This is a genomic window from Martinezella rhizogenes (genome assembly GCF_007002745.1).
GTDB lineage: Bacteria > Pseudomonadota > Alphaproteobacteria > Rhizobiales > Rhizobiaceae > Agrobacterium > Agrobacterium cucumeris.
In genome coordinates this window covers 221,688-233,824 of the sequence record NZ_SGNY01000002.1, presented here as the reverse complement: position 1 = coordinate 233,824, position 12,137 = coordinate 221,688, and the positions used below count along the sequence as shown (strand labels likewise).

At 59.8% G+C, this 12,137-nt stretch carries 12 protein-coding genes and 1 riboswitch; of the genes, 5 read left to right on the top strand and 7 right to left on the bottom strand.

Going from position 1 to position 12,137, the window contains the following annotated elements:
* Window positions 1-3 precede the first annotated feature (3 nt).
* The 3 genes from EXN68_RS06710 to EXN68_RS06700 form a co-directional block, all read right to left on the bottom strand.
* Entirely contained in the window at window positions 4-1,473 is a 1,470-nt protein-coding gene (locus tag EXN68_RS06710; protein ID WP_142840670.1) for an FGGY family carbohydrate kinase, read from the bottom strand.
* Window positions 1,474-1,589: 116 nt separating this feature from the next.
* Window positions 1,590-2,546, bottom strand: a complete 957-nt coding sequence (locus EXN68_RS06705; RefSeq protein ID WP_127758018.1) for a transketolase family protein — start codon at window positions 2,544-2,546, stop codon at window positions 1,590-1,592.
* Window positions 2,546-3,355, bottom strand: a complete 810-nt coding sequence (locus EXN68_RS06700) for a transketolase (protein WP_003520402.1) — start codon at window positions 3,353-3,355, stop codon at window positions 2,546-2,548. The genes EXN68_RS06705 and EXN68_RS06700 overlap by 1 nt, the downstream gene beginning before the upstream one ends.
* Window positions 3,356-3,585: 230 nt before the next feature.
* On the opposite strand from EXN68_RS06700, the gene EXN68_RS06695 reads away from it, so the two are divergent.
* The 4 genes from EXN68_RS06695 to EXN68_RS06680 all read left to right on the top strand — a co-directional run bounded on the left by EXN68_RS06695 (window position 3,586) and on the right by EXN68_RS06680 (window position 8,027).
* Window positions 3,586-4,566, top strand: a complete 981-nt coding sequence (locus EXN68_RS06695; RefSeq protein ID WP_127758017.1) for an ABC transporter permease — start codon at window positions 3,586-3,588, stop codon at window positions 4,564-4,566.
* A gap of 132 nt (window positions 4,567-4,698) precedes the next feature.
* Window positions 4,699-5,628, top strand: a complete 930-nt coding sequence (locus tag EXN68_RS06690; RefSeq protein ID WP_065115989.1) for a sugar ABC transporter substrate-binding protein — start codon at window positions 4,699-4,701, stop codon at window positions 5,626-5,628.
* A gap of 117 nt (window positions 5,629-5,745) precedes the next feature.
* The gene (locus EXN68_RS06685; RefSeq protein WP_142840154.1) at window positions 5,746-7,224 is read left to right on the top strand and encodes a sugar ABC transporter ATP-binding protein; all 1,479 of its coding nucleotides are present in this window, start codon (window positions 5,746-5,748) and stop codon (window positions 7,222-7,224) included.
* A 14-nt stretch (window positions 7,225-7,238) separates the two neighbouring features.
* On the top strand, window positions 7,239-8,027 hold the full coding sequence (locus tag EXN68_RS06680; RefSeq protein WP_142840153.1) for an SDR family oxidoreductase: 789 nt from the start codon (window positions 7,239-7,241) through the stop codon (window positions 8,025-8,027).
* 241 nt (window positions 8,028-8,268) lie between these two features.
* On the opposite strand, the gene ribB is transcribed toward EXN68_RS06680, so the two are convergent.
* Complete coding sequence (ribB, locus tag EXN68_RS06675) at window positions 8,269-8,910, bottom strand: 3,4-dihydroxy-2-butanone-4-phosphate synthase (protein WP_080816685.1); 642 nt, start codon at window positions 8,908-8,910, stop codon at window positions 8,269-8,271.
* 121 nt (window positions 8,911-9,031) lie between these two features.
* Window positions 9,032-9,182: riboswitch (FMN riboswitch) on the bottom strand.
* A gap of 294 nt (window positions 9,183-9,476) precedes the next feature.
* On the opposite strand from ribB, the gene EXN68_RS06670 reads away from it, so the two are divergent.
* The gene (locus EXN68_RS06670) at window positions 9,477-10,079 is read left to right on the top strand and encodes a hypothetical protein (RefSeq protein ID WP_142840152.1); all 603 of its coding nucleotides are present in this window, start codon (window positions 9,477-9,479) and stop codon (window positions 10,077-10,079) included.
* A gap of 267 nt (window positions 10,080-10,346) precedes the next feature.
* Here the strand turns inward: EXN68_RS06670 and EXN68_RS06665 are convergent, their stop codons facing one another.
* From EXN68_RS06665 to EXN68_RS06655, 3 genes are read right to left on the bottom strand one after another with little or no spacing between them, the layout of a single operon-like run.
* Complete coding sequence (locus EXN68_RS06665) at window positions 10,347-11,054, bottom strand: TIGR02281 family clan AA aspartic protease (RefSeq protein ID WP_142840151.1); 708 nt, start codon at window positions 11,052-11,054, stop codon at window positions 10,347-10,349.
* Complete coding sequence (locus EXN68_RS06660) at window positions 11,051-11,242, bottom strand: DUF1289 domain-containing protein (RefSeq protein WP_142840150.1); 192 nt, start codon at window positions 11,240-11,242, stop codon at window positions 11,051-11,053. Before EXN68_RS06660 ends, EXN68_RS06665 begins: the two co-directional genes overlap by 4 nt.
* A 19-nt stretch (window positions 11,243-11,261) precedes the next feature.
* Window positions 11,262-12,047: an adenosylcobinamide-GDP ribazoletransferase gene (locus tag EXN68_RS06655; RefSeq protein WP_142840149.1), complete on the bottom strand. Its 786-nt coding sequence runs from the start codon at window positions 12,045-12,047 to the stop codon at window positions 11,262-11,264.
* Window positions 12,048-12,137 lie beyond the last annotated feature (90 nt).

Sequence of the window (12,137 nt, the reverse complement as noted above, 5' to 3'; positions counted from 1 at the left end):
TTTTTATTCACCATTACCCGAGGTTACAGGCAAGGTCGAGCGGGCAATCGCATCGCGCCAGACGCTGAGCCGCTGGCTGTTTTCGCTCGCGGACGGCGCGATGGTGTTGCCGTTGCTGTTCAACGCCGCGATGGCATCGAGGTCGCTCCAGACACCGAGGGCGAGGCCGGCGAGATAGGCGGCACCCAGTGCCGAGGCTTCCGGCGCGTCACGCTGGATGACGGGGTGTTGCAGCATGTCGGCAACGCATTGCATCAGGAAACGGTTCTGGCTCGGCCCGCCATCCACGAACAGCCGTCCAAAGCCCGAAGGCGACTGCGCGCGCATGGCCGCGAAGACGTCATGGACCTGAAAGGCAATCGAGTCGGTGACGGCGCGGGCCATCTGGGCACGCGTGGTGCTGAAATTGATCTGCGAGAACAGGGCGCGCGCATTGGTATCCCAATAGGGTGCTCCAAGGCCAACGAAGGCCGGCACGAAACCGGGACCGTTTGGCTCGGCAGTGGCGGCGAGTTCCACCAGCGCGGCGACATCCGGCAGGCCGAGAATCTCCGTCATCCAGGGCAGGGAGGCTGCCGAAACGAGAACATTGCCTTCAAAGGCGAAGGTCGGTTTACCGCCGAGCCGCCATGCAACGGTGGTGGTGATGCCGCGTTCGGGCGCGATGAAATGCGGCAGGGTGGTCATCACAGATGAGCCGGTGCCGAAAGTGACCTTGCCGTCGCCGGGGTTGAAGGCGCCGTGGCCGAAGAGGGCTGCGTGGCTGTCGCCGATGGCGGCGAGGATCGGTGTGCCGTCCTTGATACCGGGAACGCCCGATGTGGTGCCGAAGTCGCCGCTGCTGTCGCGCAGATCGGGCAGGGTGTTGATATCGATGCCGAAGAGCTCGCAAAGCTCATCGCTCCAGACCTGCCGGTTGAGATCGAGCACCTGGCTGCGGGCGGCGTTGGAGGCGTCGCAGGCATGGACTTTACCGCCCGTGAAGCAATGGATGAGCCAGCTATCGATGGTGCCGATGCGGAGCCTGCGCCCCTTCGGCGCGCGCTCCAGAAGCCAGCGCATTTTTGCGCCGGGAAACATGGGGTCGATCGGCAAGCCGGTCAGCGCCATGACGCGCTCGGAATGGCCTTTCTCGATCAGCTCAGCACAGTCTTGCGCCGTTCTTCGGCATTGCCAGCTGAGCACCGGGCCGAGCGGCTCGCCGGTCTCGCCATCCCATATGGTGACGGATTCGCGCTGGTTGGAAATGGCGATGGCCGCGACATCGATGTCAGAGGGCGCGGCGGCGAGGCAGGCGGAGATCGCTTCACTGACCGAGGCCCAGATGCGGTTCGGATCCTGTTCCACCCAACCGGGCTGCGGATAGGCGATGCCGACGGGAGATGAGCCGCGCGCCAGCAGCTCTCCGCTTTCCGAGACGAGTATGGCCTTGGAATTGGTGGTGCCCTGATCGATGGATAGAATGGCGCGCATCATGGGAGTCTTTCGTCGGCAGTTTTTCGTTTCCGCCTTGCGGCGATTAAACGACGATATTGCAGAAAGGGTGTCGCCGCGCATCCGAAGACACGCGACGACTCTGGGAGGAGACTTTATTTTCTCTTGATCAGCGCTTCGGCCGCATCCGCAATGGCGGCCGGCGCCATGCCGAATTCATCCAGCAGCCATTCGGCCGAACCGGTGTGAGCGAAGACGCCGGGAACGCCGAGACGTTTCATCGGCACGGGGGCTTGCTCGACCACGACTTCGGCAATGGCCGAACCAAGGCCGCCGAAGATCGAATGTTCTTCAGCCGTCAGGATCGCGCCGGTTTCCTTCGCTGCGGCGACGATCGCCGCCTCATCGATGGGACGTACGGTCGCCATGTTCAGCACACGCGCCTTGACGCCACGGCTCGCCAGAATATCGGCGGCCTTGACGATGCGGTGGGTCAGCGTGCCATTGGCGATCAACGTCAGGTCGGAACCTTCACGCAACAGGTTGGCGCGGCCAAGTTCGAAGACATGGCCTTCCGGGAGCAGATCAGGCACGCCGACGCGTGACAGGCGCAGGAAGCAGGGGCCGGCATAGTCCGCCGCCCATTTGACGGCGGCGGCCGTTTCGATGCGGTCGCAGGGGGCGATGACCGGCAGGTTCGGCAGAACGCGGGTCCAGGCGAAATCTTCGATGGAATGATGCGTCGGGCCGAGTTCGCCATAGGCCATGCCCGAGGAGATGCCGATCAGCTTCACATTGGCGTTGGAATAAGCAAGGTCGGCCTTGATCTGCTCCAGCGCGCGGCCGGTGAGGAAGCAGGATGCGCCGCAGACGAAGGGTAATTGGCCGCCATTGGCGAGACCGGCGCCGACGCCGACCATGTTCTGCTCGGCAATGCCGACATTGACGAGACGTTCCGGGAATTTCGACTTGAAGCCGCCGAGCTTGGAGGAGCCGACCGAATCGTTGCAGACGGCGACGACCCTGTCATTGCCGGCGGCCAGCGCTTCCAGCGTTTCGGCGAAGGCGTCGCGGCAGTCATAAAGCTTGGCGGCGGTTACGGGCGCGTTCATTACAATGTCTCCGAAAGTTCTTTGACGGCGATTTCATATTGTTCCCTGCTCGGAACCTTATGGTGCCAGTCAACGCGGTCCTGCATGAAGGAAATGCCGTGACCCTTGTTGGTGTGGGCGACGATGCAATGCGGGCGGTTGCCGCGATGCTCCAGCGCCGGCACGACTTCCGCCATGGCGTTGCCGTTGATTTCGCTGACTTCCCAGCCGAAAGCCTCGAGCTTCGGGCGAAGCGGCGCGACATCATTGGTTTCCGAAAGCGCCGCACCCTGCTGGAAGCGGTTGTGATCGACGATCAGCGTCAGATTGTTGAGGTCGAATTGCGCGGCGGACATGATGGCTTCCCAGTTGGAGCCTTCCTGCATCTCGCCGTCGCCGGTCATGACATAGGTATGGTAGTCCGCACCGGAAAGCTTGGCCGCCTTGGCCATGCCGACGGCAACCGGCAGACCGTGGCCGAGCGGGCCGGTATTGGTTTCCACACCCGGCACCTTGTTACAATTCGGATGGCCGTTGAGGCGCGAATTCGGCTGCAGGAAGGTCGAGATTTCCTCTTCCGGGATGAAACCGCGCTTGGCAAGCGTCACATACAGCGCGCAGGCCGTATGGCCCTTGGAAAGCACGAAGCGGTCGCGGGCAGGGTTCTTCGGATCATCCGGCCAGATGCGCAGGACGCGGAAATAAAGGGCCGTCATGATGTCGATAGCCGACATTTCGCCGCCGACATGGCCCGCACCCGCTTCAAAAACAGCCTGTACGTCGCGAAGGCGAATCTGGCGCGCAATGCGCTCTAGCTCCTGGGACTGCATGGAATCCTCTTCAAAACATGCGTGTGAATATTTATGCATCTATTTATATAATTGCAGAGATGGCGTTTCTGTCAAGATGGAATTGCGGATTGTTTATCGTCAGGCGGTATCGGCATTGCCGTTAAAGCCCTATTGACAAGCTTCTCTCAACTGGCTTATGCATGTTTCGCCGACGATGAATAATTATTCTAATCGGTTTAAAAAATGCAAGACAGTCATCGGGAGGAGCCATGTCCGCGCTTGAACGCAATGAGGGGGTCACGCACACCAGGAGCCCGCTTGCCTGGCTGAGTGGTGCGACCGGACCGCTTTTGGGCCTGCTGCTGCTGTGTGTCTTTTTGACTTTCGCCAGCGAGAACTTCCTGTCGCTCCGAAACGGGCTCAACATTCTCGACCAGATCACCGTGCTCGGCATCATGGCCGTCGGCATGACCTTCGTGATCCTGCTTGGCGGCATCGATCTGTCCGTCGGCTCGGTGCTGGCGCTGTCGATGATGATCATGGGCTGGACGGCCAATGTCGCGGGCATGCCGATGGGCATGGCCATCGTGCTGGCGCTTGTCGCCTCTGCCGCCTGCGGCCTCGTGGTCGGTATTCTGGTGACGGCCTTTCGGGTGCCTGCTTTCATTGCCACGCTGGCGATGATGTCGGTGGCCCGCGGTCTCGCCAATATGATCACCGATGGACAGCAGATCGTCGGTTTTCCTGACTGGTTCATGATGCTGGCGATTGAGCGCCATTTCGGCGTGTTGACCGCAACCGTGCTGCTGATGCTGGTCGTGGTGCTTGTTACCTGGATTTTCCTGCGTTTCCGCTCCGAAGGCCGCACGGTTTATGCTGTTGGCGGCAACCCGGAAGTGGCGCGTCTTGCCGGCATCAATGTGCCGCTGGTGACGATCTGCGTTTATGTCGCCTGTGCGGTTCTGGCCGGTCTGGCCGGCATCGTTCTTGCGGCACGTCTCGACTCGGTGCAGCCCTCAAGCGGCTTTGGTTACGAGCTGGATACGATTGCGGCTGTCGTCATCGGCGGAACCTCACTTTCGGGCGGTGCGGGCGGTATTGGCGGCACCCTCATCGGCGTGCTGATCATCGGCGTGCTGCGCAATGGCCTCAATCTGCTCAACGTCTCTCCCTTTTTGCAGCAGGTCATCATCGGTGTGGTCATCGTGCTGGCCGTGGGTGCTGAAACCTTGCGTCGCCGCAGAAGCTGAATTTGCCTGCGGATGGCGAAGAGCCGTCCGCGCAATAAACGACCCTCCCGGCATGGGAGGCGTGAAAAACGGCCGGAGGGGAGGAGGTTTGATCTGCCCGAAGGTCAACAATCAACAAATGGAGGAATAATCATGAAATTTTCACGCATTCTGCTGACATCCGCCGCCCTTCTCGCCATGTCGCTCGGCCAGGCCAATGCCGCCGAAGTCAAGAAGATCGGCCTTGCCGTCGCCAATCTGCAGGCGAACTTCTTCAACCAGATCAAGCAGGCCGTTGAAGCCGAAGCCAAGACGCGCGGCATTGCCGTCGTCACCGTTGACGCCAAGGGCGATGGCCCGACGCAGGTGAACCAGATCCAGGATCTGCTGACCCAGAACATCGATGCGCTGATCTACATTCCGGCCGGTGCCGCCGCCGCGACCGTTCCGGTAAAGCTTGCAAAGGCCGCCGGCGTTCCGGTCATCAACATCGACCGCAATGCCGATGGCGCGCCGGGCGATACCTTCCTTGCCACCGATTCCGTCGCCTCCGCCAAGGCGGTTTGCGATTACATCATCAAGCAGGCCGGTGGTTCGGGCAAGATGGTCATCATCCATGGCCAGAAGGGCACGACACCGGAAGTGGACCGCACCAAGGGCTGCATGGAATCGGTAAACGCCAATTCCGGCGTGAAGATCGTCGCCGAACAGTGGTCCAACATGTGGAGCCAGGATGAAGGCTTCCAGATCATGCAGAACATGCTGCAGGCCAATCCGGATGTTTCCATCGTCTTTGCACAGGCCGACGGTCTGGCGCTCGGCGCGGCGCAGGCGATCAAGGTCGCCAACCCTTCGCAGAAGATCGTCGTTGGCGGCTTTGATGGTGATACGGCAGCGCTTGAAGCGCTGAAGAACGGCGTGTTCGACGTGACCGCGACGCAGCAGACCCAGAAGATGGGCCGCATGGCTGTCGAAATGGCCGTCAAGATCGTCGGTGGCGAGAAGGTTCCGGCCGTGCAGCTCTCCGATGCGACGCTGACGACAAAGGAAAATGTCGAAGGCTTCATCGCCAACCATCCCTGATCCTGCTGCCCCGCGCGACCCATGGGATGCGCGGGGCATTCACTGGTTTGTCTTTAGGTTATTTCGGACGCAAGGCTTGGGCATTGCCGCTGCTTATGTGTCCTGGGAGGTCCCGTCATGCGCGAGCCGGTTCTTTCGCTCCGTGGCATCAGCAAACGTTATGGTCCGCTTGAGGTTCTGAAAGCCGTCGATCTCGATGTCTATCCGGGCGAAGTGGTGGCGTTGCTGGGTGAAAACGGCGCGGGCAAATCCACGCTGTCAGGTATCATCGCCGGTTCGCGTGAGCCGTCCGAGGGCAAGATGACATGGCTTGGGCAGCCATACGCGCCTGCATCGCCGCGCGAGGCGATCGATAAGGGTATCGTGCTCATCCATCAGGAGCTGAAGCTTCTGCCGGAGCTTTCCATTGCCGAGAACGTGTTCATCGGCCGCTGGCTTATGAAGAACGGCGTTATCGACCGCGCCGAGATGGTGCGCAGAGCCCAGCAGCAGCTGGCGCGCCTCAATCTCCACATTCCCGCCACCCGCAAGGTGGCCGGCCTTTCCACCGCCAACCAGCAGCTGATCGAAATCGCCAAGGCGCTGGCGCTGGACGCGAAACTTCTGATCCTCGATGAGCCGACGGCGGCACTTGGCGGCGCGGAAACGCAGGCGCTGTTCGAGCAGGTGCGCAAGCTGCGCGCTGAGGGCGTCGGCATCATCTATATTTCCCACCGCATGGAAGAAATCAGACAGATTACCGACCGTATCGTCGTGTTGCGCGACGGCGAGCGTGTGCATGAATTTGCAGACAGCGCGACGCCGGTGCGCACCATCGTCGAAAGCATGGTCGGCCGCTCGCTGGAGCGCCTGTTCCCGGCGCTGCCGGAACCGCAGGACAAGATGGTGCTGGAGGTCAAGGGGCTGACCGGCGCGACCAATGCCTTCCGCGACATCAGCTTCGGCGTTCGCGCCGGTGAAATCCTTGGTATCGCCGGTCTTATCGGCGCGGGACGCACCGAGCTGGTGCGGGCGATTTCCGGTGCCGACCCGACGAGTGCGGGTGAGGTGCTGCTGGATGGCAAGGCGCTGACGCTGAAAAGCCCGGCGGACGCTATAGAGAAGGGCATCGTCATGGTGCCGGAAGACCGCAAATTGCAGGGGCTGGTGGTGGAGCACGAGATCGGTGAGAACCTGATCTATGCCAATCTCGACCGCGTCGGCACCGGCTGGATCACGCCACGCATCAAGCGCGCCTTTACCAAAGAGGCTATTGCCAAATTCGGCGTGAAGGGCCGCAGCGAACAGCCGGCATCGGATCTTTCCGGCGGCAACCAGCAGAAGGTGGTCATCGCCAAGTGGCTGGCCCGCAATCCGCGTGTGGTGGTGCTGGACGAGCCGACGCGTGGCATCGATGTGGGTGCGCGTGCGGGCATCTACGATATTATCGTCGGTCTGGCGAAAGACGGTGTGGCCGTCATCGTCGTCAGCTCCGATCTGGAAGAAGTGCTGGGCGTTTCGAACCGCATCCTCGTGCTTGCGCAGGGAAAACAGGCCGGCATCCTCAACCGCGACGAGGCCAACGACGTCTCGGTCATGGAACTGGCAACCATCTGAAGAAGGAAATATCGATGTCCACCATCACGCTCAACGCGCCGAAACTGTTCGATCTTGCCGGTCAGGTGGCTCTCGTCACCGGCGCCGGTTCCGGCATCGGCCAGCGGATCGCCATGGGGCTTGCCCAGTCCGGCGCCAATGTCGCGCTGCTTGATCGCCGCACCGATGACGGTCTGGCGCAGACGGCCGATTTTATCGCCAAGGCCGGGCGCAAGTCGATCCAGATTGCGGCTGACGTCACCAGCAAGCAGGCATTGACTGAAGCGGTTGCGCGTACTGAGGCCGAGCTTGGCGCGCTTTCACTCGCCGTCAATGCCGCCGGCATCGCCAACGCCAATCCAGCCGAGGAGATGGAGGAAAGCCAGTTCCAGACGATGATGGACATCAACCTGAAGGGCGTTTTCCTCTCCTGCCAGGCGGAAGCCAGTGCCATGCTGAAGAACGGTCGTGGTGCAATCGTCAACATTGCCTCCATGTCCGGCGTCATCGTCAATCGCGGGCTGATGCAGTGCCATTACAACGCCTCGAAGGCCGGCGTCATCCACATGTCGAAATCCATGGCGATGGAGTGGGTGGGGCGCGGCATTCGCGTCAACACCATCTCGCCGGGTTACACGGCAACACCGATGAATACGCGGCCGGAGATGGTGCATCAGACCAAGCTGTTCGAAGAACAGACGCCGATGCAGCGCATGGCGGGCGTCGATGAGATGGTCGGTCCGGCGATCTTCCTGCTGTCAGATGCGGCGAGCTTCGTGACGGGCGTGGATCTGCTGGTGGATGGCGGTTTCTGCTGCTGGTAGGGTTTTGGCGTCGTGGAAGTACTGACTTACTGGTCTGATGAACATAAACGTCCGCGCCAACCGGCGGTTCACCACACTCCACGTCATCCTCGGGCTTGACCCGAGGATCCATGGGCGGCCGAGTTGTGGATCCTCGGGTCAAGCCCGAGAATGACGGAGCTGAGAGGTTTCAGCGCTTCAGTTACGCATTTCACGCCCGGCTTGCGCCGGGCGTTTTTGTATTCACACCACAAGCAGCAGCTCACGCAACCTGCTTCTGCACCACGTCCTCGACAACTTCGCCCTTGAGGTAAGCAACGAGATCCTTGATCGTCACGACGAGCAGGCCGTGGCGTTCGGCGAAGACTTCGAGCTGGGGCAGGCGGGCCATGGTGCCGTCGTCATTGGCAACTTCGCAGATGGTGCCGGACGGGAATTTCCCGGCAAGACGGCAGAGGTCTACGGCGGCTTCCGTGTGGCCGGTGCGGCCGAGAACACCTTGCGGATTGGCGCGCAGCGGGAAGATGTGGCCGGGACGGGCGAAGTCTTCCGGGCGCGAACCCTCCGACACCAGCGCACGCACTGTCTCTGCCCGGTCGGCGGCGGAAATGCCTGTCGTGGTGCCCGGAATATAGTCCACCGAGACGGTGAAGGCCGTCTTGAGGGATTCGGTGTTGCGCGACACCATCAGCGGAATGTCGAGCGCGTCGAGGCGCTCACCCGGCATGGCGACGCAGACCAGCCCGCGCGCATGGTTCATCATGAAAGCGATCTGCTGCGGAGTGATGCTGTCGGAAGCGGCGATGATATCGCCTTCGTTTTCGCGGTCTTCATCGTCAACCACAATCACCATCTCGCCACGGGAAATGGCATCGATCGCGTCTTCAATTTTAGCAATGGTCATTCTATTTCAAGCCTTTCAAGGGGTTATGCCGTTTTGCGGCATTTTCGCGCTTCAAGAAGCGCCAAATATCCCTTGGGCGAACAATGCAATGCGAAACCCGCTCACGCGCGGGCGTCTTATGCCTTGTCCTCTTCCATCCGGACTATACCGTCGGCTCCGGCCTCTCACCGGATCTGCTGACCTTCCGGCTTTGGAGACCGGAAGCGCTCGCGGGCTCCGGGAAAAATCCCGATACCGCCGGTGGGGAATTGCACCCCGCCCTGAGAACAACACCAACATAAATTATCAAATGGGAAGGAATCAAGGGGCAATGGTTCGCTGGGCGGGGGCCGGGCAGAAAGAAATGTCTCGGAAGGGTGTTTCTACGAGTATTTTAATTCGCCGATTAATATGGTCGCACCCTTACCGTGTTTTCCCATCGTGACCGATCTGACATCGGGAACGCAAGTCATAGCCCCGCTTACGATTTGAAACGGCGTCTTAGTATTGTTAATATTGGCGAATTATGATTTTTATATTGCCGTTATTACAAGGTTTATTTTTATTATATTTATGGAGATCGTTGCATGTCAGCGACGCAGCAAATATCTGAAACCCCGCAATTGCTCGCTGCAGTGGTCGCGGCTTCCACAGCCTTCACGCTCTGGATACTTGGTCAATTCGTAGCAGTGGGCGTCGGCGTCTGGAAAAAATCGCGAGAAAAAGAGAAATCTATTCGATCCCTGTATGCTGAAATCGACTTTAATACAGCCGATATGGCGATCTTTCTCGCAGCGCCTATTTCTTATGTGACCTTCAGGGAGCGTATCAAGGAAAACAAAGATTTCGTTCCGCATATTACAGATGCACGTCACACCCATTTCTATCTGAGGAATATCGATTCCATATCCGCCACTGGAAGAGAGTACATTGGAGATGTCGTCTACTTCTATGGTGTTCTGGATAAAATCCGCGCCAAGATAGATGGAATATACCGCAAGAGCTTCACCAATATTTCACTCGAGGGGCGAGAAAGCGCTATTCGGAGCCTCTATGAACATGCGGAGGAGGCAAAGAAAACCGGCGAGAAACTTTTGGAGACGATGGAACGAAAATACAGGAGATATAAACTGAAGCGAAAAATTCGTTCGCCGGGCGTTTCTAAAAACCAAAAAGCGCCGAAACCATAGTTCGACGCTTCGCTTCTCGCAGTGGAAAGACGTTCAGATCAAAGTAGGATGGGATCAGGACCGATCATGTAGAGAACTCCTGCGTTGAACATGTAATCTTGTCTCATGGCCAATGTGGGATGTCAATCATTTGCCGAGGTGGCGAGATTTTCCGGAAAATCCACTGTCTCCAGCGGTTCTGCGTCGCCCAAAGTTCTCGTTGTTGCTTCACATATATTGTGGCGAAAGCCTTTGATTTCAAGATGAGATGGCTTGTCCGAGATGAGTTTATCGATCCCGCAACCGCAATTCGTCCGTCTGCATCTGCAGCGAACCGAGCGTCGACAGGAAGCTCATGCCGAGCAGGCTCTGGCCCAATTGGCCGTCCTGGGCGACGAGGGCGGGGATGTTGCGGCGCACGATCGGGCCGATGCCGATTTCCGACAGGGTGACGGGGGCTGCTGCCGTGCGGCCATTTGCGGTCATAACAGGTACGGTATAGCGCAGGCTGCCGGTGTCGATGCCGATTTCGGCGGCGTCGGCATTGGCCAGCACCACGGAGCTAGCGCCGGTATCGACGAGCATGTGGATGGTCTTGCCATCAACGCTGACATTCGCCTCGAAATGGCCGCTCATCGATTTATGCAGCACGATTTCCTGTTCGCCGCCGGCGGTCGTCACCACCACGGCGCGGCCCGGCATCAGGCCACCAAGCAGCCGATCACCGAAGGATTGCAGGTCGTAGCGATAGAGATAGAGCGACACGAGGCCGAGGATGATGACGAGCCAGACGGCGAGCTGGCGGATGACGGTGCCGAAGCCACCGCGTCTTCCGGCCAGGATACCGACCGACAGGAGGCCGGCAATGGGCACGAGATAGAGGGCCTGTGCGAATTGATCATTATCGAGGCCGAATGTGCGGCCACCATCGTGATTGATGAGAAGCAGGCCGAGGCCCACGGCGAGGAGAAGGAGAACGATGGTCAACCTGTTCATGCGGTATGCGTCTCCTTGGCGGTCTCGCTCAAATTTTCCAGTCTTTGCGGCAGCGTCTGCATGATCGCGCGGCGTTTCTCGTCGCTATAGCCTGTCCAGCCGCCGATTTCATCCAGCGTGCGGCCGCAGCCGATACAGAGGCTGTTGGTCGCATCGAGGCGGCAGATATGGATGCAGGGTGTTTCCATGACGATCTATATCAGACCGTTACGTCGCAAGGGCAAGGGCGACAAGAGTAACGATCTCCGTGATCTGCTGGCAGGCGCCGATGGTATCGCCGGTATGGCCGCCGATCTTCCTGTCGCACAGCCGGCCGAACAGCACGGTGGCCAGAATGGCTGCCGCCAGCACAAGTGCAATCGACAGAAGAGGCAAAGCGTGCAGTGTGAAGAGAATGAAGACGAGCAACCCGATCGCCAGCGCGATATTGCGCTCGGTGTCTCCTGGCTGGCCGGCGCCGGCGGCAATGCCGGAGGTTTTGGCGGCGGGCATAGCCTGCCAGTGCCACACCATCAGGGCACGGCTCAGGACAAGTGCGGCGATAAGGCCGGCGGCGGCAGTTTTAGCGGGAAGTGTCTCGATCAGCGATGCGAGTGCGGTGGCGCGCAGGGCAAAGGACAGCACCATGGCGATGGTGCCATAGCTGCCGATGCGGCTGTCCTTCATGATCTCAAGTGTGCGTGCCTTGTCCTTGCCTGCGCCAAAACCATCAGCCATATCGGCCAGTCCATCCTCATGCAGTGCACCTGTCAGAAGCGCCGTGAGGGCGATGGCGAGCCAGCCGGTGAGCTGCGGCGAGGCATCGAAGGTGGCGAAAATCACCACCAGAAAAGCCGCAGGCAGGGCGATCAGCAGGCCGGCGGCGGGAAAGGCGCGGGCGGTGCGGCGCATCGACACGCCATCGGCATTTTCGAAAAAACGCGAAGGAACCGGCAGGCGGCTGAGAAAGGCAACGGAATGCATGACATCTGTTATAAAATCCCGGGCCTTCATGCTCTCTCCGTTGCTGCACTTGCATTTCCGGTTGTTCCGCGGCGCATCCGCGATTATGAGAGGCGCAACAAAGACCGATTTGCCGGAAAA

Excerpts from the sequence above, each read along its gene's own strand:
- EXN68_RS06710 (WP_142840670.1), bottom strand. The coding sequence starts at position 1,473 with ATGCGCGCCATTCTATCCATCGATCAGGGCACCACCAATTCCAAGGCC.
- EXN68_RS06705 (WP_127758018.1), bottom strand. The coding sequence starts at position 2,546 with ATGAACGCGCCCGTAACCGCCGCCAAGCTTTATGACTGCCGCGACGCC.
- EXN68_RS06700 (WP_003520402.1), bottom strand. The coding sequence starts at position 3,355 with ATGCAGTCCCAGGAGCTAGAGCGCATTGCGCGCCAGATTCGCCTTCGC.
- EXN68_RS06695 (WP_127758017.1), top strand. The coding sequence starts at position 3,586 with ATGTCCGCGCTTGAACGCAATGAGGGGGTCACGCACACCAGGAGCCCG.
- EXN68_RS06690 (WP_065115989.1), top strand. The coding sequence starts at position 4,699 with ATGAAATTTTCACGCATTCTGCTGACATCCGCCGCCCTTCTCGCCATG.
- EXN68_RS06685 (WP_142840154.1), top strand. The coding sequence starts at position 5,746 with ATGCGCGAGCCGGTTCTTTCGCTCCGTGGCATCAGCAAACGTTATGGT.
- EXN68_RS06680 (WP_142840153.1), top strand. The coding sequence starts at position 7,239 with ATGTCCACCATCACGCTCAACGCGCCGAAACTGTTCGATCTTGCCGGT.
- ribB (WP_080816685.1), bottom strand. The coding sequence starts at position 8,910 with ATGACCATTGCTAAAATTGAAGACGCGATCGATGCCATTTCCCGTGGC.
- EXN68_RS06670 (WP_142840152.1), top strand. The coding sequence starts at position 9,477 with ATGTCAGCGACGCAGCAAATATCTGAAACCCCGCAATTGCTCGCTGCA.
- EXN68_RS06665 (WP_142840151.1), bottom strand. The coding sequence starts at position 11,054 with ATGAACAGGTTGACCATCGTTCTCCTTCTCCTCGCCGTGGGCCTCGGC.
- EXN68_RS06660 (WP_142840150.1), bottom strand. The coding sequence starts at position 11,242 with ATGGAAACACCCTGCATCCATATCTGCCGCCTCGATGCGACCAACAGC.
- EXN68_RS06655 (WP_142840149.1), bottom strand. The coding sequence starts at position 12,047 with ATGAAGGCCCGGGATTTTATAACAGATGTCATGCATTCCGTTGCCTTT.